The organism is Streptomyces collinus (genome assembly GCF_031348265.1).
Taxonomy (GTDB): Bacteria; Actinomycetota; Actinomycetes; order Streptomycetales; family Streptomycetaceae; genus Streptomyces; species Streptomyces collinus.
In genome coordinates, this window is the sequence record NZ_CP133771.1 from 6472647 (window position 1) to 6494818 (window position 22172).

The 22172-nt window shown below is 67.4% G+C and carries 11 protein-coding genes, 1 tRNA gene and 2 rRNA genes; 13 read left to right on the forward strand and 1 reads right to left on the reverse strand.

Going from position 1 to position 22172, the window contains the following annotated elements:
- The first annotated feature begins 48 nt into the window (after positions 1-48).
- The 4 genes from RFN52_RS29590 to RFN52_RS29605 all read left to right on the forward strand — a co-directional run bounded on the left by RFN52_RS29590 (position 49) and on the right by RFN52_RS29605 (position 4300).
- Positions 49-3164, forward strand: a 23S ribosomal RNA gene (locus RFN52_RS29590).
- Positions 3165-3259: 95 nt separating this feature from the next.
- A 5S ribosomal RNA gene (gene rrf / locus RFN52_RS29595) occupies positions 3260-3376 on the forward strand.
- A 114-nt stretch (positions 3377-3490) separates the two neighbouring features.
- Complete coding sequence (locus RFN52_RS29600; protein WP_184854078.1) at positions 3491-4153, forward strand: DegT/DnrJ/EryC1/StrS family aminotransferase; 663 nt, start codon at positions 3491-3493, stop codon at positions 4151-4153.
- 74 nt (positions 4154-4227) lie between these two features.
- A tRNA-Thr gene (locus RFN52_RS29605) sits at positions 4228-4300 on the forward strand.
- Between the two features lie 48 nt (positions 4301-4348).
- Here the strand turns inward: RFN52_RS29605 and RFN52_RS29610 are convergent.
- On the reverse strand, positions 4349-7102 hold the full coding sequence (locus tag RFN52_RS29610; protein WP_184850627.1) for a SpoIIE family protein phosphatase: 2754 nt from the start codon (positions 7100-7102) through the stop codon (positions 4349-4351).
- A 381-nt stretch (positions 7103-7483) separates the two neighbouring features.
- Between RFN52_RS29610 and RFN52_RS29615 the strand changes: the two genes are divergently transcribed.
- The 9 genes from RFN52_RS29615 (at position 7484) to RFN52_RS29655 (ending at position 22072) form a co-directional block, all read left to right on the forward strand.
- A complete protein-coding gene (locus RFN52_RS29615) occupies positions 7484-12946 on the forward strand; it encodes a HAMP domain-containing protein (protein ID WP_311241083.1) in 5463 nt (1820 codons plus the stop codon).
- Positions 12947-13253: 307 nt separating this feature from the next.
- A complete protein-coding gene (locus tag RFN52_RS29620) occupies positions 13254-13934 on the forward strand; it encodes a response regulator (protein WP_184850631.1) in 681 nt (226 codons plus the stop codon).
- A 127-nt stretch (positions 13935-14061) separates the two neighbouring features.
- Positions 14062-16815 (forward strand): DNA translocase FtsK, encoded by a 2754-nt coding sequence (locus tag RFN52_RS29625; protein ID WP_184850633.1) that lies wholly within the window; start codon positions 14062-14064, stop codon positions 16813-16815.
- Between the two features lie 263 nt (positions 16816-17078).
- Positions 17079-17924, forward strand: coding sequence for a helix-turn-helix domain-containing protein (locus tag RFN52_RS29630; protein WP_184850635.1), 846 nt, complete (start codon positions 17079-17081; stop codon positions 17922-17924).
- Between the two features lie 93 nt (positions 17925-18017).
- A complete protein-coding gene (gene rimO, locus RFN52_RS29635; RefSeq protein WP_184850637.1) occupies positions 18018-19517 on the forward strand; it encodes a 30S ribosomal protein S12 methylthiotransferase RimO in 1500 nt (499 codons plus the stop codon).
- Entirely contained in the window at positions 19514-20368 is an 855-nt protein-coding gene (pgsA, locus tag RFN52_RS29640) for a CDP-diacylglycerol--glycerol-3-phosphate 3-phosphatidyltransferase (protein WP_184850639.1), read from the forward strand. Before rimO ends, pgsA begins: the two co-directional genes overlap by 4 nt.
- Positions 20365-20910 (forward strand): CinA family protein, encoded by a 546-nt coding sequence (locus tag RFN52_RS29645; RefSeq protein ID WP_184850641.1) that lies wholly within the window; start codon positions 20365-20367, stop codon positions 20908-20910. The genes pgsA and RFN52_RS29645 overlap by 4 nt, the downstream gene beginning before the upstream one ends.
- A 109-nt stretch (positions 20911-21019) precedes the next feature.
- Positions 21020-21400 carry a helix-turn-helix domain-containing protein gene (locus tag RFN52_RS29650; protein WP_033314530.1) on the forward strand — a complete coding sequence of 127 codons (381 nt, stop codon included), beginning with the start codon at positions 21020-21022 and terminating at the stop codon, positions 21398-21400.
- 201 nt (positions 21401-21601) lie between these two features.
- Positions 21602-22072, forward strand: a complete 471-nt coding sequence (locus tag RFN52_RS29655) for a Dps family protein (protein ID WP_184850643.1) — start codon at positions 21602-21604, stop codon at positions 22070-22072.
- Positions 22073-22172 lie beyond the last annotated feature (100 nt).

A 22172-nucleotide genomic window follows, 5' to 3' on the forward strand; every position in this document is an offset into this window, starting at 1 on the left:
GGTGGCTGGTCGTTGTTTGAGAACTGCACAGTGGACGCGAGCATCTGTGGCCAAGTTTTTAAGGGCGCACGGTGGATGCCTTGGCACCAGGAACCGATGAAGGACGTGGGAGGCCACGATAGTCCCCGGGGAGTCGTCAACCAGGCTTTGATCCGGGGGTTTCCGAATGGGGAAACCCGGCAGTCGTCATGGGCTGTCACCCTTGTCTGAACACATAGGGCAAGTGGAGGGAACGCGGGGAAGTGAAACATCTCAGTACCCGCAGGAAGAGAAAACAACCGTGATTCCGGGAGTAGTGGCGAGCGAAACCGGATGAGGCTAAACCGTATACGTGTGAGACCCGGCAGGGGTTGCGTATGCGGGGTTGTGGGATCTCTCTTCCACGGTCTGCCGGCCGTGGGACGAGTCAGAAACCGTTGATGTAGGCGAAGGACATGCGAAAGGTCCGGCGTAGAGGGTAAGACCCCCGTAGTCGAAACATCAGCGGCTCGTTTGAGAGACACCCAAGTAGCACGGGGCCCGAGAAATCCCGTGTGAATCTGGCGGGACCACCCGCTAAGCCTAAATATTCCCTGGTGACCGATAGCGGATAGTACCGTGAGGGAATGGTGAAAAGTACCCCGGGAGGGGAGTGAAATAGTACCTGAAACCGTGTGCCTACAAGCCGTGGGAGCGTCGGAGGCTTGCTTGTTCTCGTGACTGCGTGCCTTTTGAAGAATGAGCCTGCGAGTTTGCGGTGTGTTGCGAGGTTAACCCGTGTGGGGAAGCCGTAGCGAAAGCGAGTCCGAATAGGGCGTTTCAGTAGCACGCTCAAGACCCGAAGCGGAGTGATCTAGCCATGGGCAGGTTGAAGCGGAGGTAAGACTTCGTGGAGGACCGAACCCACCAGGGTTGAAAACCTGGGGGATGACCTGTGGTTAGGGGTGAAAGGCCAATCAAACTCCGTGATAGCTGGTTCTCCCCGAAATGCATTTAGGTGCAGCGTCGTGTGTTTCTTGCCGGAGGTAGAGCACTGGATAGGCGATGGGCCCTACCGGGTTACTGACCTTAGCCAAACTCCGAATGCCGGTAAGTGAGAGCGCGGCAGTGAGACTGTGGGGGATAAGCTCCATGGTCGAGAGGGAAACAGCCCAGAGCATCGACTAAGGCCCCTAAGCGTACGCTAAGTGGGAAAGGATGTGGAGTCGCAGAGACAACCAGGAGGTTGGCTTAGAAGCAGCCACCCTTGAAAGAGTGCGTAATAGCTCACTGGTCTAGTGATTCCGCGCCGACAATGTAGCGGGGCTCAAGCGTACCGCCGAAGTCGTGTCATTCACACAATAGGGCCAACGCCTGTGTGGATGGGTAGGGGAGCGTCGTGTGCCGGGTGAAGCAGCACCGGAAGGTAGTTGTGGACGGTTCACGAGTGAGAATGCAGGCATGAGTAGCGATTCACACGTGAGAAACGTGTGCGCCGATTGACTAAGGGTTCCTGGGTCAAGCTGATCTGCCCAGGGTAAGTCGGGACCTAAGGCGAGGCCGACAGGCGTAGTCGATGGATAACCGGTTGATATTCCGGTACCCGCTGTGAAGCGTCAAACATCGAGCATCGTGATGCTAAGGCCGTGAAGCCGCCCTGGAGCCTTCGGGCAAAGGGGAGTGGTGGAGCCGCTGAACCAAGCGGTTAGTAGGTGAGTGATGGGGTGACGCAGGAAGGTAGTCCATCCCGGGCGGTGGTTGTCCCGGGGTAAGGGTGTAGGCCGTGCGATAGGCAAATCCGTCGCACATTAAGGCTGAGACCTGATGCCGAGCCGATTGTGGTGAAGTGGATGATCCTATGCTGTCGAGAAAAGCCTCTAGCGAGTTTCATGGCGGCCCGTACCCTAAACCGACTCAGGTGGTCAGGTAGAGAATACCGAGGCGTTCGGGTGAACTATGGTTAAGGAACTCGGCAAAATGCCCCCGTAACTTCGGGAGAAGGGGGGCCACACTCGGTGATCCGATTTACTCGGTGAGCTGGGGGTGGCCGCAGAGACCAGCGAGAAGCGACTGTTTACTAAAAACACAGGTCCGTGCGAAGCCGTAAGGCGATGTATACGGACTGACGCCTGCCCGGTGCTGGAACGTTAAGGGGACCGGTTAGCTCAGATTCGTCTGGGCGAAGCTGAGAACTTAAGCGCCAGTAAACGGCGGTGGTAACTATAACCATCCTAAGGTAGCGAAATTCCTTGTCGGGTAAGTTCCGACCTGCACGAATGGCGTAACGACTTCTCGACTGTCTCAACCATAGGCCCGGTGAAATTGCACTACGAGTAAAGATGCTCGTTTCGCGCAGCAGGACGGAAAGACCCCGGGACCTTTACTACAGTTTGATATTGGTGTTCGGTTCGGCTTGTGTAGGATAGCTGGGAGACTGTGAACTCTGGACGCCAGTTCAGGGGGAGTCGTCGTTGAAATACCAGTCTGGTCGTGCTGGATGTCTAACCTGGGTCCGTGATCCGGATCAGGGACAGTGTCTGATGGGTAGTTTAACTGGGGCGGTTGCCTCCTAAAGAGTAACGGAGGCGCCCAAAGGTTCCCTCAGCCTGGTTGGCAATCAGGTGTTGAGTGTAAGTGCACAAGGGAGCTTGACTGTGAGACCGACGGGTCGAGCAGGGACGAAAGTCGGGACTAGTGATCCGGCGGTGGCTTGTGGAAGCGCCGTCGCTCAACGGATAAAAGGTACCCCGGGGATAACAGGCTGATCTTCCCCAAGAGTCCATATCGACGGGATGGTTTGGCACCTCGATGTCGGCTCGTCGCATCCTGGGGCTGGAGTCGGTCCCAAGGGTTGGGCTGTTCGCCCATTAAAGCGGTACGCGAGCTGGGTTTAGAACGTCGTGAGACAGTTCGGTCCCTATCCGCTGTGCGCGTAGGAATATTGAGAAGGGCTGTCCCTAGTACGAGAGGACCGGGACGGACGAACCTCTGGTGTGCCAGTTGTTCTGCCAAGGGCATGGCTGGTTGGCTACGTTCGGGAGGGATAACCGCTGAAAGCATCTAAGCGGGAAGCCTGCTTCGAGATGAGTATTCCCACCTCCTTGAGAGGGTAAGGCTCCCAGTAGACGACTGGGTTGATAGGCCGGATATGGAAGCACGGTAACGTGTGGAGTTGACCGGTACTAATAGGCCGAGGGCTTGTCCTCAGTTGCTCGCGTCCACTGTGTTGGTTCTGAAACCACGAACGGCCCCATGCCATGGTCACGGTATGGTGCGGCATTGTTCGACAGTTTCATAGTGTTTCGGTGGTTATAGCGTAGGGGAAACGCCCGGTTACATTCCGAACCCGGAAGCTAAGCCTTACAGCGCCGATGGTACTGCAGGGGGGACCCTGTGGGAGAGTAGGACGCCGCCGAACAATCATTGAATGGGTTGGACCTGGAACTTCGGTTCCGGGTCCAACCCTTTTTTGTTGCGCGTCACTTGAAGTTCACGTTGCGCAACGAACATCCATTGCATGGGTACTGCTGCAATGCTCAGGGCCGCCGGGGTCGGACTCGGTGACGAGGTCGTCGTGCCGGCCTTCGGGAACGTCGAGGTCGCCGAAGCCGTGACCATGGCCGGGGCTCTGCCGGTGTTCGCCGACATAGACCCCGCCACCTACTGTCTCGACGCCGCTGCTGTGGAAGCAGCGGTCACCTCGCGGACCGCGGCCGTCGTCGTCGTGCACCGCTTCGGCCGGCTCGCCGACATCGGTCGGCTGCACGCCCTCGGGCAGCGGCACGGGCTGCTGGTGCTGGAGCAAGGGGAGTCGGAGGCGCCGTACGACGAGATAGCGCAGCGCAGGGAGCGCGCGGCTTATCTCGATGCCAAGTTGAGGGGTGTGCGGACGCCGGACGACGGCGACGGGCACACCTATCAGCAGTACGTCGTGCGGGTTCCGGGTAATGGCCGGCCCGATCGGGACGCCTTCGCGCGAGCCGTGCGGGCCAGGGGAGTCGAGTGCCGGGTGCCGGTGAAGACGCCCGTGCACCGGCTGCCCGAATTCCGTCGCTGTGTCGCGCTGCCGGAGACCGAGCGGGCTTCCGATGAGACTCTCGCTCTGCCCGTGGACGCGTCGCTGACCAAGCGGGACATGCACCGGATCGTGTCGGCCTGCAACGCTCTCGGAGGGCTTCTCCAGCCCGCCTTCTGACGTGGTTGGGAGCACGGGTCTGTTCGGGGTATGATCTATTCCGTTGCCGCGGGGGAGACCTCGCAAAGCAACAGGCCCCTATAGCTCAGTCGGTAGAGCGTCTCCATGGTAAGGAGAAGGTCAGCGGTTCGATTCCGCTTGGGGGCTCAAGCACTAAAAGGCCCCACCCTCACGGGTGGGGCCTTTTGCGTTTCCCTAGTCCTGGTGGAGGCCGGGGACGCGCATCGCGAGGATCGCCATGTCGTCCGAAGGGGCATCCGACGCGAAGCGTTCCACCGCGCGCATGATGCGGGCAGCCACTGCGCCGGCCGTGAGACCCGTGCAGGTCGTGAGGACGTCGGCGAGGCCGTCGTCGCCGAGCATGCGGGCGCCCTCGCGGCGTTCGGTGACGCCGTCCGTGACGCACAGGAGGACGTCGCCCGGGTCGAGGGTGACGGTCTGCTCGTAGAGCTCCAGATCCTCGATGACGCCGAGCAGCGGCTGGGGCTCGGCGGCCGGTTCGACCGTGCCGTCCTGGCGCAGGCGCAGCGGGAGCGGGTGGCCGGCACAGACGACCTTCAGTTCCGCGCTGCCGTCCTCCTGGGGGCGCATCTCGCCGTAGAGGAGGGTGAGGAAGCGGCTGCGGGCGCCTTCGTCGAGGATCGCGGAGTTCAGGCGTTCCAGGACCGTCGGGCCGGTGAGGCCCTCGCGGGCCAGGAGGCGCAGGGCGTGGCGGGCCAGGCCGGTGACCGCTGCCGCGTTCGGGCCCGTGCCGCAGACGTCGCCGATGGCGAAGCCGTAGGCGCCGTCGCGGATGGGGAAGACGTCGTAGAAGTCGCCGCCGACCTCGTTGCCCTCGCCGGCGGCGCGGTAGATGACCTCGACCTCGACTCCGTCGATCTCGGGGAGCTCCGGGGGCAGGAGGCTGCGCTGGAGGGACTGGCTGATCGCCGTGCGCTCCGAGTAGAGGCGGGCGTTGTCCAGGGCCAGGGCGGCTCGGCGGGAGAGGTCCTCGGCCAGTTCCAGGATCTCCTGGCGGAAGTGTTCGTCGGTGGGCTTGCCGAGGGTCAGCATGCCGATGACACGGTTGCGGGCGACCAGCGGGAGGACCACGGTCTCGCCGCCGACGGCGGAGGCGGTCGCAAGAGTGGGACCGATGCCGGGCGTGACCTGACGGGTCTGGCTGCCGCTGAGACCGAGGCTGCGCATGGAGCTGCGCAGAGCCGCCTGGTGGGCCATCTCGCCGGGGGCCGACCAGACGCGTGCTCCGGGGGTCGGCACCGGGTCGGGCGGGGCGATCTTCGACAGCAGGGACTTGATGCCGTCGATGAGTTCCTCGTCCTCATGCAGGACGTACGACAGGTATGGCTCCGAGGCCTGGTGGGCGATGGTGTAGACGGCGCACCAGGTGGCGAGGGTGGGGACCGTCATCTGGGCCATCAGGGCGAGGGTCTGGTCGCGGTCCAGGGTGCCTGCGAGTAGGTCGGAGGCCTCCACCAGGAAGTTCAGGGAGCCGCGGCGCAGACGTTCCAGTTCGCCGAGGCGGGCCGATTCGACGGCGAGCGCGATGCGGTCGGCGGCGAACTGGAGGCGCAGGGCCTCCTCGTTGGAGTATCTGCCGGGCGCCTCGGCGGCGACGCCGAGGGACCCTGTGAGACGGCCCTCCACCTTCAGCGGGACCGTGACGACCGAGCGCATGCCCGTGCCGTTCAGAAGCGGTACCGCGCCAGGGACCGCCGTCAGATCGTCGTGGACGGCAGGCATGCGGGCCGAACCGTAGCGGCCGGGGCCGGCCTCGACGGGGACGCGTGCGAAGCGCTGGCGGGCCGAGGGCAGGCCGGTTGAGGCACGGACCTCCAGCTCCGTCTCGTCGTCCGTGGCCAGCAGGAGGAACGCCGAGTCGCCGTCGAGCATGTCGCGGGCGCGCTCCACCGTGCGCTGGAGGAGGCCGTCGAGGTCGTCCGGGGCGGGGTAGCCGATGAACACCTCGAAGGGGTCGGTGTTCTGCCCCTCGGAGCGGGTGGAGCTGTCGGAGGCGGGGCCGCGCAGCGGGGTCTGCAGAACTGCCCGTTCGTGGTCCCGTACCAGGAGGCACACGGTTGACGGCTCGCCTGCGGTGTCGCGGACGCGCAGGTGGGAGGCGTAGACGGGGGTGACGCGGCCGGTGGAGGCGCGGATGCCGTAGCTGCCTTCCCAGCGGGAGAGGCGCAGGGCCTCGGCGATGCCGGTGCTGGTGCCGGGGGTGTGCGGCCAGGCCGCGAGGTCGGTCAGGGGCTTGCCGGTGACCTGCTCGGCCGAGTAGCCGAAGAGGTCCTCGGCGTCCTCGTTCCAGGCGGCGATGTGGCCGGTGCGGTCGACCTGGACGACGGCCACGCGGACCCGGCTGTCGGCGAGGGGGAGGAGTTCAGAGGGGAGGGCAGGGCCGGCCGCTCGGGTGCCCACCGCGCGTGCGGGCAGGTCCAGTTGGAACCAGACGGTCTTGTGGGTGGGGATGTACTCGACGCCCCAGCGGCCGGCGAGGGCCGCGCACAGCTGAAGGCCGCGGCCGCCCTCGCGGTCGGGGCTACCCATGTTGACGGCCGTACCCTGGAGGGGGATCTCGCGTTCGGGGTAGCGGTCGGCCACCTCGATGCGGACGCCCTCGTCGCTGCGCAGGCACAGCACGTCGGCGGAGGTGCCGGCGTGGACCACGGCGTTGGTCACCAGTTCGCTCGTGAGAACGACGGCGTCGTCGACGATGTCCGCGAAGCCCCAGCCCTGGAGGGTGTCGCGGACAAAGGAGCGGGCGCTCGCGACCGATCGCCCGACGGGCTCGAAACTGGCGGCCGCGCGCGCGGTGATCACAGAACTCCTCGACCGGTTCTCGACGTGCTGGGCTGCGTGGCCGGCCGGCTCGCGCCGCTGCTGGGGCAGGGCGCCCGTCGGCCGGGGGTCCGGGGGCTGTCCCCCCGGGATCAGTCCGGTGGTCATGTTGTGTGCGGCCGCCCCTCCGATGCCCGCTCGTCTTCGTGCCACCGCCCAGGCCGGACGGACCGGCGTGGCTGGACAGCCGGATGCAAGGTTACTTACCTTCGCGGTCCATGCGGATGCCGGTCTGCAGTGTTTCCGCCCGGAGGGTGTGCGGACGATGTGCGAAGCTGCCGAACTGTTATGGCCTGGTTCGGCCAGGGTGAAACACTGGGCAAGCTTCTTGTGAAGGTCAGGGCAGGCTGTGTGCCCGGAGGTGACCTTGGGCAGCAGCCCACTGGAAGCGGCCTGGCATGCAGGGCAGAGAATACGCAGTAGTAACCGGTACGCCGAGCGTGGTACCCGAGCACAGCAGAGACGGTCGACCCCTGCGGGAGGGACACAGTGGAGTCTGGCGCAGCGACGCGTGGCAAGAAGGCGCGCGCGAAAGGCGGACAGTCCCCGATCAACCAGGGCAAGGTACGCAGTGGCACGACCGAGGTGGACACGGCGGCCCTGAACCGGCTGATGGCGGCCCTGGTGTCGATGCGGGACGGGAACTTCCGCAAGCGGCTCACGGTCTCCGGCGACGGTGTGATGGCCGAGATCGCCGCGGTCTTCAACGAAGTGGCCGACCGCAATCTGCATCTGACGGGTGAGCTGTCGCGGGTGCGGCGGATGGTGGGTCGCGAGGGCAAGCTCACCGAGCGGCTGGAGACGGGTGCCTGTGAGGGCTCCTGGGCGACGGCGATCGACAACTCGAACGCCCTGGTGGACGACTTGGTGCGGCCGGTTTCCGAGGTCGGCCGGGTGCTGTCGGCGGTGGCTGAGGGTGATCTGTCGCCGCGGATGGAGCTGCGGACTCAGGCGCCGGACGGGAACAGTCAGCCCCTGCGGGGAGAGTTCCTCAAGGTCGGGCGGACCGTCAACAACCTGGTCGACCAGCTGTCGACGTTCACCGACGAGGTCACGCGTGTGGCCAGTGAGGTGGGCACCGAGGGCAAGCTGGGCGGGCAGGCCCGTGTACGGGGCATGTCGGGTTCGTGGCGGGACCTGACGGACTCCGTCAACACGATGGCGAACCGGCTCACGGCCCAGGTGAGGGACATCGCGCTGGTGACGACGGCGGTCGCCAAGGGTGATCTGTCCCGGAAGGTCACGGTCCAGGTCGCCGGCGAGATGCTGGAGCTGAAGAACACCGTCAACACGATGGTGGACCAGCTGTCGGCGTTCTCCTCCGAGGTGACCCGGGTGGCCCGGGAGGTGGGCACCGAGGGTGCGCTGGGCGGTCAGGCGCAGGTGCCGGGCGTCGCCGGTGTGTGGAAAGAACTGACCGATTCGGTGAACACCATGGCCGGGAACCTCACGGCCCAGGTGCGCGGGATCGCGGAGGTGACGACCGCGGTCGCCAACGGTGACCTGTCACGCAAGGTGACCGTGCCGGCGCGCGGTGAGGTCGCCCAGCTCGCCGACACGATCAACCAGATGACCGAGACGCTGCGGATCTTCGCGGACGAGGTCACGCGCGTGGCCAACGAGGTCGGGGCCGAGGGGCAGCTCGGGGGCCAGGCGAACGTGCCGGGTGCGGCGGGGACGTGGAAGGACCTCACCGATTCGGTGAACACGGTCTTCCGGAACCTGACCACTCAGGTGCGGGACATCGCGGCCGTGACGACGGCCGTGGCCAATGGTGATCTGTCGCAGAAGGTCACCGTGGACGTGGCCGGCGAGATGCTGGAGCTGAAGAACACCGTCAACACGATGGTCGACCAGCTGTCCGCCTTCGGTGCCGAAGTGACGCGTGTGGCACGGGAGATCGGTGTCGAGGGTGAGCTGGGCGGTCAGGCGCAGGTGCCGGGTGTGGCCGGGACTTGGAAGGACCTCACGGACTCCGTCAACACGGCGTTCCGGAACCTCACCGGACAGGTGCGGAACATCGCGCAGGTGACGACGGCGGTGGCCAACGGCGACCTCTCGCAGAAGGTCACCGTCGACGTCTCCGGCGAGATGCTCAAGATGAAGAACACCGTGAACACGATGGTGGACCAGCTGTCGAGCTTCGCCGACCAGGTGACGCGGATGGCCCGGGACGTGGGCACGGAGGGCCGCCTGGGCGGTCAGGCCCGGGTGGACGGTGTCTCGGGCACCTGGAAGGAGCTCACCGACTCCGTCAACTCGATGGCCGGGAACCTCACTTCCCAGGTGCGCAACATCGCGCAGGTGACGACGGCGGTGGCCCGGGGTGACCTGTCGCAGAAGATCGACGTGGACGCGCGCGGCGAGATCCTGGAGCTGAAGAACACCATCAACACGATGGTCGACCAGCTCTCGGCCTTCGCCGACCAGGTGACCCGGGTCGCGCGCGAGGTGGGTACGGACGGCCGGCTGGGCGGTCAGGCGCAGGTGCCGGGTGTGGCCGGTGTGTGGCGTGACCTGACGGACTCCGTGAACGGCATGGCGTCCAAACTGACCGGCCAGGTGCGCAACATCGCCCAGGTGGCCACGGCGGTGGCCCGGGGTGACCTGTCCCAGAAGATCACCGTGGACGCGCGCGGGGAGATCCTGGAGCTGAAGAACACGCTGAACACGATGGTGGACCAGCTGTCTTCGTTCGCCGAGGAGGTCACGCGTGTGGCCCGTGAGGTGGGTACGGAGGGCATCCTCGGCGGTCAGGCCGAGGTGCAGGGCGTCTCCGGCACCTGGAAGGACCTCACCCAGTCCGTGAACGGCATGGCCAACAACCTGACCATCCAGGTGCGCAACATCGCCGAGGTCACGACGGCGGTGGCCCGGGGCGATCTGTCGAAGAAGATCACCGTCGACGCCAAGGGCGAGATCCTCGAACTGGTCACGACCGTCAACACGATGGTGGACCAGCTCTCCTCCTTCGCCGAGCAGGTGACCCGGGTGGCCCGTGAGGTGGGCACCGAGGGCATCCTGGGCGGCCAGGCGCACGTGCCGGGTGTCACGGGCATCTGGAAGGACCTGAGCGACAACGTCAACCTGATGGCGAAGAACCTCACCACTCAGGTGCGGAACATCTCCCAGGTCTCGGCGGCGGTCGCCAACGGTGACCTGACACGCCAGGTCACCATCGAGGCGCGCGGTGAGGTCGCGCAGCTCGCCGACACCATCAACACGATGGTGAAGACGCTGAGTTCGTTCGCCGAGCAGGTCACCAAGGTGGCCCGTGAGGTGGGCACGGACGGCATCCTCGGCGGCCAGGCGCACGTACCCGGTGTGGCCGGTACGTGGAAGGACCTGACCGAGTCCGTGAACCAGATGGCGTCCAACCTGACCGGCCAGGTGCGCAACATCGCCATGGTGACCACGGCCATCGCCAAGGGTGACCTGACGAAGAAGATCGACATCGACGCGCGCGGGGAGATCCTGGAGCTGAAGACGACCATCAACACGATGGTCGACCAGCTGTCGTCCTTCGCGGAGGAGGTCACCCGGGTCGCCCGCGAGGTGGGCACGGAAGGGCAGCTGGGCGGCCAGGCGCGCGTGCGGGACGTGGACGGCACCTGGCGGGACCTGACGGAGTCGGTGAACGAGATGGCCGGGAACCTGACCCGGCAGGTGCGTGCCATCGCGCGCGTGGCGACCGCGGTGACCCGCGGCGATCTGAACCTGAAGATCGACGTGGACGCGTCCGGGGAGATCCAGGAACTCCAGGACTACATCAACAAGATGATCGCCAACCTGCGCGACACCACCATCGCCAACAAGGAGCAGGACTGGCTCAAGGGCAACCTGGCCCGGATCTCCGCGCTGATGCAGGGCCGCCGCGACCTGGAGGACGTGGCGTCGCTGATCATGAGCGAGCTGACCCCGGTCGTCTCCGCGCAGCACGGGGCGTTCTTCGTGGCGATGCCCCTCGTCGACGGCGAGGACATCAGCGCCACGGACGAGGACCAGTACGAGCTGCGCATGCTCGGCAGCTACGGCTACTCGATGGGCTCCATGCCGACGTCCTTCCAGCCCGGTGAGGCGCTGGTCGGGACGGCTGCCGAGGAGAAGCGCACGATCCTGGTGGAGAACGCGCCGAGCGGCTATCTGAGGATCTCCTCGGGGCTCGGTGAGGCGCCGCCCGCGCAGGTGATTGTGCTGCCGGTGCTGTTCGAGGGCAGTGTGCTCGGCGTCATCGAGCTGGCGTCCTTCACGCCGTTCACGCAGATCCAGAAGGACTTCCTGAACCAGATCGCCGAGATGATCGCGACGAGCGTCAACACCATCTCCGTCAACACCAAGACCGAGCTGCTGCTGGCGCAGTCGCAGGAGCTGACCGAGCAACTGCGGGAGCGTTCGGCAGAGTTGGAGCAGCGGCAGAAGGCCCTCCAGGCGTCCAACGCCGAACTGGAGGAGAAGGCCGAGCTGCTGGCCCAGCAGAACCGCGACATCGAGGTGAAGAACACCGAGATCGAGGAGGCGCGGCAGGTCCTGGAGGAGCGCGCCGAGCAGCTCGCGGTGTCGATGCGCTACAAGAGCGAGTTCCTGGCGAACATGTCGCACGAGCTGCGTACGCCGCTCAACTCGCTGCTGATCCTGGCCAAGCTGCTCGCCGACAACGCCGAGGGGAATCTCTCCCCGAAGCAGGTCGAGTTCGCCGAGACGATCCACGGGGCCGGGTCGGACCTGCTGCAGCTCATCAACGACATCCTCGACCTGTCGAAGGTCGAGGCGGGCAAGATGGACGTCTCCCCGACACGGATCGCGCTCGTCCAGCTCGTGGACTACGTGGAGGCCACCTTCCGGCCGCTGACCGCGGAGAAGGGCCTGGACTTGTCGGTGCGGGTCTCGCCGGAGCTGCCGGCGACGCTGCACACCGACGAGCAGCGGTTGTTGCAGGTGCTGCGCAACCTGCTGTCGAACGCGGTGAAGTTCACCGACTCCGGGTCGGTGGAGCTGGTCATCAGGCCGGCGCGGGAGGACGTGCCGCAGAAGATCCGGGAGCAGCTGCTGGAGACCGGGTCGCTGACCGATCCGGACGCGGGGCTCATCGCGTTCTCGGTGACCGACACCGGCATCGGCATCGCGTCCAGCAAGATGCGGGTGATCTTCGAGGCGTTCAAGCAGGCCGACGGCACCACCAGCCGCAAGTACGGCGGTACGGGTCTCGGGTTGTCCATCTCGCGGGAGATCGCGCAATTGCTCGGCGGTGAGATTTACGCGCAGAGCGAGCCCGGCCGTGGTTCGACGTTCACGCTGTATCTGCCGCTGTACCCCAGCGAACTGCCGCCGCAGGGCTACCAGCAGCAGCTGCCCGCCCTGGAGGCCGGTGACCTGGTGGCGTCGGCGTCCGAGCTGTCGGACGTGGAGGCCGAGACGCCGGCCGAGGTGACGTCGTACCGCGAGACGCAGAACGGGCCGGCCGCCCTGTTCCGGCGGCGCCGCAGGATGCCCGAGCTGCCGCCGCGCCCCGCGCAGCTGGAGCAGTGGACTCCGTCCGAGCAGGAGCCGGCGCCCAGGGCGAACCGCGGCATCCGGTTCGGCGGTCAGAAGGTCCTGATCGTCGACGACGACATCCGCAACGTCTTCGCCCTGACCAGCGTTCTGGAACAGCACGGCCTGTCCGTGCTGTACGCGGAGAACGGACGTGAGGGCATCGAGGTCCTGGAGCAGCATGACGACGTGGCGGTCGTGCTGATGGACATCATGATGCCCGAGATGGACGGGTACGCGACAACCACGGCGATCCGCAGGATGCCGCAGTTCGCCGGGTTGCCGATCATCGCGCTGACTGCGAAGGCGATGAAGGGCGACCGCGAGAAGGCGATCGAGTCGGGCGCTTCCGACTACGTGACGAAGCCCGTCGACCCCGATCACCTGCTGGCGGTGATGGATCAGTGGATGCGAGGGGAATGAGGGGAACGTTGGGCAGTTGCGCGACCATGCCGGGAAGGTTCGGTGTTCACGCGGAGTTGCCGACTCGGTGTGCGCATAGTCGTGTAGAAGTACAAGATCTGGGGAACCTTCTGGTCTCCTGCTGCGTTTCTGCTACGTGCACAGTGACATCACGGTGACAGGGTGTGGCGACGGGCAGGGTGCGGCTACGATGACCGGCACAAGGACGGGCGGCGCAAGGGAGTCGTCCCCTGGGGCGGCACCCACCGGTGCTGCCGCAGGTCCTGCGGACAGGGGAGGCCCCACGCCGGGGCGAGGAGGGCGGGCCATGGTGCAGAAGGCCAAGATCCTCCTGGTCGATGACCGGCCGGAGAATCTGCTGGCGCTGGAGGCGATCCTCTCTGCGCTCGATCAGACGCTGGTGCGGGCATCGTCCGGGGAGGAAGCGCTCAAAGCGCTGCTCACGGACGACTTCGCGGTCATCCTGCTGGACGTCCAGATGCCGGGTATGGACGGCTTCGAGACGGCCGCGCACATCAAGCGCCGCGAGCGGACGCGGGACATCCCGATCATCTTCCTCACGGCGATCAATCACGGCCCGCACCACACCTTCCGGGGCTACGCGGCGGGCGCGGTGGACTACATCTCCAAGCCGTTCGACCCGTGGGTGCTGCGCGCGAAGGTCTCCGTCTTCGTCGAGCTGTACATGAAGAACTGCCAGCTGCGGGAGCAGGCGTCGCTGCTGCGGCTCCAGTTGGAGGGCAACGGCAAGGACGCGGGCGGCGAGGCCAAGGAGTCGGCCGGGCTGCTCGCGGAGCTCTCCGCGCGGCGCGCGGCCGTCGAGGAGCAGGCCGAAGCGCTGACCAAGCAGCTCAACGACGAGTCGACGGACGCCGCCGCGGTGGCCACGGCGGCTCATCTGGAGCGCAAGCTCACGGGGTTGCGGCGGGCGCTGGACGCGCTGGAGCCGGGCACCGGGAGCACCTCCTCGGTGTCCTCGCAGAACTGACGCGTGCGCAGGCGGGCTTGCCCACCCGTGACCGCGCGTCAGTTTCGTGCCTCTCCCGGAGCGACACGAACGGGTGAAGCGGTACACACGCGTGTCCCCTGCCGTCTCCCCCGGTAACCTCACACCCATGGCCTCACGTCCCTCCGCAGCCAAGAAGCCGCCGCCCGCGAAGAAGGCGGCCGCCAAGGCTCCGGCGAAGAAGGCCGCCGCCAAGAAGGCTCCCGCGAAGAAGGCGCCCGCCCGGAAGGCCGCGGCCAAGAAGGTCGCGCCCAAACCGGCCCCCAGTCCCACCGGCGGCATCTACCGGCTCGTGCGGGCCGTCTGGCTCGGTGTGGCGCACGCCGTCGGCGCCGTGTTCCGCGGCATAGGGCAGGGCGCGAAGAACCTCGACCCGGCCCACCGCAAGGACGGCGTCGCCCTGCTGCTGCTCGGTATCGCGCTGATCGTCGCCGCAGGCACCTGGGCCGATCTCAAGGGCCCTGTGGGCGACCTCGTCGAGATCCTGGTGACCGGCGCCTTCGGCCGGCTCGACCTGCTCGTGCCGATACTGCTCGCCGTCATCGCCGTGCGGTTCATCCGGCACCCGGAGAAGCCCGAGGCCAACGGACGCATCGTCATCGGCCTGTCCGCGCTCGTCATCGGCGTGCTCGGCCAGGTCCACATCGCGTGCGGCTCACCCGCGCGCGGCGACGGCATGCAGGCCATAAGGGACGCCGGCGGCCTCATCGGCTGGGCCATGGCGACCCCGTTGTCGTACGCCATGGGGGACGTGCTCGCCGTGCCGCTGCTGGTGCTGCTGACCGTCTTCGGGCTGCTCGTCGTCACGGCCACCCCGGTCAACGCCATTCCGCAGCGGCTGCGGCTGCTCGGGGTGCGTCTCGGCATCCTCCGCGACCCGGCCGAGGACGAGATCGCCTTCGCCGAGGACGACGAGCGCTACGAGGAGCAGTGGCGCGAGGCGCTGCCCGCACGCCCGCGCGGAAGGCGCGCGCCGGCGCCTGCGGCGTACGACCCGGAAAGCGCCGAGGAGGAGGCCCTCACCCGGCGTCGTGGCCGCCCTCGCCGCTCGGCGGTGCCGCAGCCCGGCATGGACCGGCGCAGGGACGCCGTGGACGTCGCCGCGGCGGCCGCCGCCGCCCTCGACGGTGCCGTGCTGCACGGCATGCCGCCCTCCCCGATCGTCGCCGACCTCACCCAGGGCGTACGGGTCGGGGACCAGGAGGCGACCACGCCGACGCCCGTCCCGGCCGCACGCCCCCAGCAGGACAAGGCCAAGCAGGAGAAGCCCGAGCAGGACGAGCCCGGGCCGCAGAAGCCGAGGGCGGGCGTGCGCGACCTCACCAAGGCTCCGCCCTCCGAACCACGCGACCTGCCCCCGCGCGCGGAGCAGCTCCAGCTCTCCGGCGACATCACCTATTCCCTGCCGTCCCTCGACCTGCTGGAGCGCGGCGGCCCGGGCAAGGCGCGCAGCGCCGCCAATGACCTCATCGTCGAGTCGCTGACGACGGTCTTCACCGAGTTCAAGGTGGACGCCAGTGTCACCGGCTTCACCCGCGGGCCGACGGTCACGCGCTACGAGGTCGAGCTCGGCCCCGCCGTGAAGGTCGAGCGCATCACCGCGCTGACCAAGAACATCGCCTACGCCGTCGCCAGCCCGGACGTGCGGATCATCAGCCCGATCCCCGGCAAGTCCGCGGTCGGCATCGAGATCCCCAACACCGACCGGGAGATGGTCAACCTCGGAGACGTCCTGCGCCTGGCGGAGTCGGCCGAGGACGACGACCCGATGCTGGTCGCCTTCGGCAAGGACGTCGAGGGCGGCTACGTCATGCACTCGCTGGCGAAGATGCCGCACATGCTGGTCGCCGGCGCCACCGGCTCCGGCAAGTCGTCCTGCATCAACTGCCTGATCACCTCGGTGATGATGCGGGCGACTCCCGAGGACGTGCGGATGATCCTGGTCGACCCCAAGCGGGTCGAACTGACCGCGTACGAGGGCATCCCCCACCTGATCACGCCGATCATCACCAACCCCAAGCGGGCCGCCGAGGCGCTCCAGTGGGTCGTACGCGAGATGGACCTGCGCTACGACGACCTGGCGGCCTACGGCTACCGGCACATCGACGACTTCAACCGCGCCGTGCGCGAGGGCAAGGTCAAACCGCCCGAGGGCAGTGAGCGCGAGCTCCAGCCGTACCCGTACCTGCTGGTCATCGTCGACGAGCTCGCCGACCTGATGATGGTCGCGCCGAGGGACGTCGAGGACGCGATCGTGCGCATCACGCAGCTCGCGCGCGCTGCCGGCATCCACCTGGTGCTCGCCACGCAGCGGCCGTCGGTGGACGTCGTCACCGGTCTCATCAAGGCGAACGTGCCGTCCCGCCTGGCGTTCGCCACGTCCTCGCTGGCCGACTCGCGGGTCATCCTCGACCAGCCCGGCGCCGAGAAGCTCATCGGCAAGGGTGACGGACTGTTCCTGCCCATGGGGGCCAACAAGCCCACCCGTATGCAGGGCGCCTTCGTCACCGAGGAGGAGATCGCGGGCGTCGTCCGGCACTGCAAGGACCAGATGACGCCGGTCTTCCGGGACGACGTCGTCGTGGGCACCAAGCAGAAGAAGGAGATCGACGAGGACATCGGCGACGACCTCGACCTGCTGTGCCAGGCGGCCGAACTGGTCGTCTCCACGCAGTTCGGGTCGACGTCCATGCTCCAGCGCAAGCTGCGGGTCGGCTTCGCCAAGGCCGGCCGGCTGATGGACCTGATGGAGTCCCGGAACATCGTCGGACCGAGCGAGGGTTCGAAGGCTCGTGACGTTCTTGTGAAGCCTGATGAGCTGGATGGCGTGCTCGCCCTGATCCGGGGGGAGTCTGAAGGGTAGGGAAACGGGACGCGGTGATCGCCTGGCGGGGCGTTACGGCAAACGGGTGTCCGGATCGTGACCCACCCGTAAGCGATCATCGAGCAACCGTTTCCCTGCGGCGTACGTCAAGTTGAGGGAAGCGACAACCAGCGAGCCCACCATCGGAATGTCGGGCCATTCCGATGGCGTACAAAGTGACACCGCCCGGTTGCCCCACCCTTTTGGTACCCCCCTAGACTGAACTTCCAGCACAGGCGGCTACACGCTCGAAAGGCGCCCCCGTGTCCATCGGCAACTCCCCTGAAGACGAGCGTCCGTTCGAAAACGAGCACGTCGAAGCAGACCACGAGGAAGCCCGCCCCTCGATCGGCCGTGCCCTGCAGCAGGCTCGTATCGCCGCCGGGCTGACCGTCGACGACGTCAGTAGCGCCACCCGGGTCCGCATGAACATCGTGCACGCGATCGAAGCGGACGACTTCTCCGCCTGCGGCGGGGACGTCTACGCCCGGGGGCACATCAGGACCCTGGCCAAGGCCGTTCACCTCGATCCCGCGCCGCTGCTCGCCCAGTACGGCGACGAGCACGGCGGGCGCCCGGCACCGACCCCGGCAGCTCCTCTCTTCGAGGCGGAACGCATCCGTCCCGAGCGGCGGGGTCCCAACTGGACCGCGGCCATGGTCGCCGCGATCGTCGCCGTCGTCGGTTTCGTCGGCTTCACGATGTTCCGGGGCGACGACGGCAGCAGCGAGGCGAACGTGGCCGAGGGTTCCACGCCCGGCGACTCCGCCTCCCCGACCACCAAGACCAAGAAGCCCGCCGACCCCGAGCCCGAACCGTCCGACAGCGCCATCGCGGCCGCGCCGCAGGACAAGGTGACCGTCCGTGTGGCCGCCGCCGACGGCCGCAGCTGGATCGCCGCCAAGGACCACAACGGCCGGATGATCTTCGACGGCGTTCTCAAGCAGGGCGACACCAAGACCTTCCAGGACAGCTCGAAGGTCCACCTCGTCCTCGGAGACGCCGGCGCGATCGACCTCTTCGTCAACGGCAAGAAGATCGAGGAGAACTTCCAGCCGGGGTCCGTCGAGCGCCTGACGTACACGAAGGGCGACCCCGAAGCCGGGTGATCGGACCGAAACGTCCAGTTGATACGGGGTTGGCCGGGAAACGGCCAACCCCGTCGACGTGGGGTGTCAGCGGGACGAAGTAGTCTTGAGCCCATGCCTGAACGCCGTACCGTCGCACTCGTCACCCTTGGCTGCGCCCGTAACGAGGTGGACTCGGAGGAGCTCGCAGGCCGTTTGGAGGCGGACGGCTGGCAGCTCGTGGAGGACGCCGAGGAAGCGGACGTCGCCGTCGTGAACACCTGCGGCTTCGTCGAAGCCGCCAAGAAGGACTCCGTCGACGCCCTCCTCGAAGCCAACGACCTCAAGGGGCACGGCAGAACCCAGGCCGTCGTGGCGGTGGGCTGCATGGCCGAGCGGTACGGCAAGGAACTCGCCGAAGCGCTCCCCGAGGCCGACGGCGTGCTCGGCTTCGACGACTACTCGGACATCTCCGACCGCCTGCAGACCATCCTCAACGGCGGCATCCACGCCTCGCACACCCCGCGCGACCGGCGCAAGCTGCTGCCCATCAGCCCGGCGGAGCGCCAGGAGTCGGCGGCCGACGTCGCCCTGCCCGGGCACGGCCCGGCCGAGCCCGCCGTCGCGCCGACGGACCTTCCGGAGGGCCTGGCTCCGGCCTCCGGCCCGCGCGCACCCCTGCGCCGCCGCCTCGACGGCTCCCCGGTCGCCTCGGTGAAGCTCGCCTCCGGCTGCGACCGCCGCTGCTCCTTCTGCGCCATCCCGTCCTTCCGCGGCTCCTTCATCTCCCGCCGCCCCAGCGACGTGCTGAACGAGACGCGGTGGCTGGCCGAGCAGGGCGTGAAGGAGATCATGCTGGTCTCCGAGAACAACACCTCCTACGGCAAGGACCTCGGCGACATCCGCCTGCTGGAGTCCCTGCTGCCCGAGCTCGCCGAGGTCGACGGCATCGAGCGGGTGCGCGTCAGCTACCTCCAGCCGGCCGAGATGCGGCCCGGCCTCATCGACGTGCTCACCTCGACCCCGAAGATCGCGCCCTACTTCGACCTGTCCTTCCAGCACTCCGCGCCCGGCGTGCTGCGCGCGATGCGCCGCTTCGGTGACACCGACCGGTTCCTGGAGCTGCTCGACACCATCCGCAGCAAGGCGCCCGAGGCCGGTGTGCGCTCCAACTTCATCGTCGGCTTCCCCGGCGAGAGCGAGGCCGACCTCGCCGAGCTGGAGCGGTTCCTGAACGGCGCGCGGCTCGACGCCATCGGCGTCTTCGGGTACTCCGACGAGGAGGGCACCGAGGCGGCGACCTACGACGACAAGCTCGACGAGGACGTCGTCGCCGAGCGGCTGGCCCACATCTCGCGCCTGGCCGAGGAACTCGTCTCGCAGCGGGCCGAGGACCGCGTCGGCCAGAGCGTGAAGGTCCTCGTGGAGTCAGTCGACGAGGAGGGCGTGTACGGCCGTGCGGAGCACCAGGCGCCCGAGACGGACGGCCAGGTGCTCCTCACGAGCGGCGCGGGTCTGCGTGTCGGTCGTATGGTCGAGGCGAAGGTGGTCGGTACGGAGGGTGTCGACCTGGTGGCCGAGCCGCTGCAGGGCTCGCTCGCGTCGCCTGCGTGGAGTGAGGAGGCGGGCAGATGACCGGTGTCCCGGCATCCGCGGCGGGAGGCGCCTCCGGCGCGAGGAGGGCAGCGGCCGGTGCGGCCGCCGCGACGCCCGCTGCCCCGGCCATGCGGTCGGCCGAGGGCGGGGCGCCCGGAGCCTCGGCCGGTGTGGGTGACGGCGGGACTGCCGGGGAGGTGTCCGGTGCCGGCGAGGTCGTGCCCGGCGAGGACAGTGGCCTCGACGCGCAGGGCGAAGAGAAGACCCCGCGGGGCGGGAAGATCGCTGCCGCGGCGGTCAACCAGGCCAGTGTCTGGAACATCGCCAACCTCCTGACCATGCTCCGGCTGGTCCTCGTACCGGCCTTCGTCGCGCTGATGCTCGCCGACGGCGGCTACGACCCGGCGTGGCGGTCCCTCGCCTGGGCCGCCTTCGCCATCGCCATGATCACCGACCTGTTCGACGGTCATTTGGCGCGCACGTACAACCTGGTCACGGACTTCGGGAAGATCGCCGACCCCATCGCCGACAAGGCGATCATGGGGGCGGCTCTGGTCTGTCTGTCCGCGCTCGGCGATCTGCCCTGGTGGGTGACCGGCGTCATCCTCGGCCGGGAACTCGGAGTCACTCTGCTGCGTTTCTGGGTCATCCGGTACGGCGTGATCCCCGCCAGCCGTGGGGGCAAGCTGAAGACCCTCACTCAGGGCGTGGCCGTCGGCATGTACGTGCTGGCGCTTACGGGGTGGCTGGCCACTCTGCGGTGGTGGGTGATGGCTGCGGCGGTCGTGCTGACCGTGGTGACCGGGCTCGACTATGTGAAACAGGCCATTGTGCTGCGCAGGCAGGGAATCGCAGAGCGCAAGGCTGCGTTGGAGGAGAAGGAAGCGTGAGTTCCACGGCCACCGACGTGGTGCGACTACTCACGGTGAAGGGCGAGACGCTCGCCGTCGCGGAGTCGCTGACCGGTGGCCTCGTTGCGGCGGACCTCACATCCGTCCCCGGGGCGTCCAAGGTCTTCCGGGGTTCGGTGACCGCCTACGCCACCGACCTCAAGCGTGACCTGCTCGGTGTCGACGACGCCCTGCTGACGGCGCGTGGAGCGGTGGATCCGCAGGTCGCGGCCGAGATGGCGGCGGGCGTGCGCAAGGCGCTCGGCACCGACTGGGGCATCGCGACCACCGGTGTCGCGGGTCCCGAGCCGCAGGACGGACAGGCCGTCGGCACGGTCTTCGTCGCCGTGGACGGACCTGCCCGAGCAGATTCCGGTTCTGCCGGCGGCGGAAAAGTGGAGGCTCTGCGGTTGAACGGCGACCGCGCGGAAATTCGTAGAGAGAGTGTACGGAGCGTACTCGCACTGCTTCTGAAGGAGCTTGCGAGCGAACAGACTGGGAATGAGCGGGCACAGGATACGGAACGGAACGGGGGGTTTTGATGTTTGCAGCCCTGAGTGAACACGACATCGCTCCCCGCACGGCCGCGGCGCAAGGCGGTACGGTGGGGCGTAATGGATGCGGCTACGCGGTCCGAGGAGGGAGCCACCGATGATTCTGCTCCGTCGCCTGCTGGGTGACGTGCTGCGTCGGCAGCGCCAGCGCCAGGGCCGTACTCTGCGCGAAGTCTCCTCGTCCGCCCGAGTCTCACTCGGCTATCTCTCCGAGGTGGAGCGGGGGCAGAAGGAGGCTTCCTCCGAGCTGCTCTCCGCCATCTGCGACGCGCTGGACGTACGGATGTCCGAGCTCATGCGGGAAGTGAGCGACGAGCTCGCCCTCGCCGAGCTGGCCCAGTCTGCAGCGGCCACCCCCAGCGAGCCTGTACCCACGCCGGTTCGCTCGATGCTGGGTTCCGTGTCGGTGACCGGTGTGCCACCGGAACGGGTGACCATCAAGGCGCCTGCCGAAGCGGTGGACGTCGTCGCCGCGTGAGGTTCTGCTCTCGCACGGCATGACCGAGGCCCCGGCCGGGCCTCTCCGGGAGAACCGGAGGGGTGCCGCCCGGGGTTTTCGCTTGCCTGGGCCCGGCTGCCGCCGTCGCGCACGGGCCGTGTCTGATATGTGTGCGTTTGCCGGTGGGGCGTGCGGCGGTCATCGTTGAGGGGATGGCGGGGGCAGTCCTCGGAGGTGCGGATGTACGTCGTGAAGAGTCCGTTGTCGGACGCGAGCCTGAAGACCGTGTCCGAGGCGCTGCAAGGTGCCCTGGTCGACCTGGTGGACCTCGCCCTCGTGGCGAAGCAGATCCACTGGAACGTGGTGGGGCAGCGCTTCCGTTCCGTGCATCTCCAGCTCGACGAGGTCGTCGACACCGCACGGACGTACTCCGACACCGTGGCCGAGCGCGCAGCGGCCCTCGGGATCTCCCCTGACGGGCGCGCCGCGACGGTGGCCGTCGGCAGCGGGATCGGAGTGACCCCCGAAGGGTGGGTCGACGACACGACCGCCGTGGGCACGCTCGTCGAAGCGCTGGGCGCGGTGATCGCCCGGATGCGGGAGCGGGTCGAGGCGACCGGTGAGCCGGATCCGGTGAGCCAGGACATCTTCATCGGGATCACGGCGGACCTGGAGAAGCATCACTGGATGTTCCAGGCCGAGAACGGGTGACGGAAGAGGGCGCGGGAGCGGGTGACGCGCCGGGCGCGGGTTTCGCGCCTGCGTCGCGGTGGCTGGCGCGCGTGTCCATGCCGATGCCCATGCGCCTGCG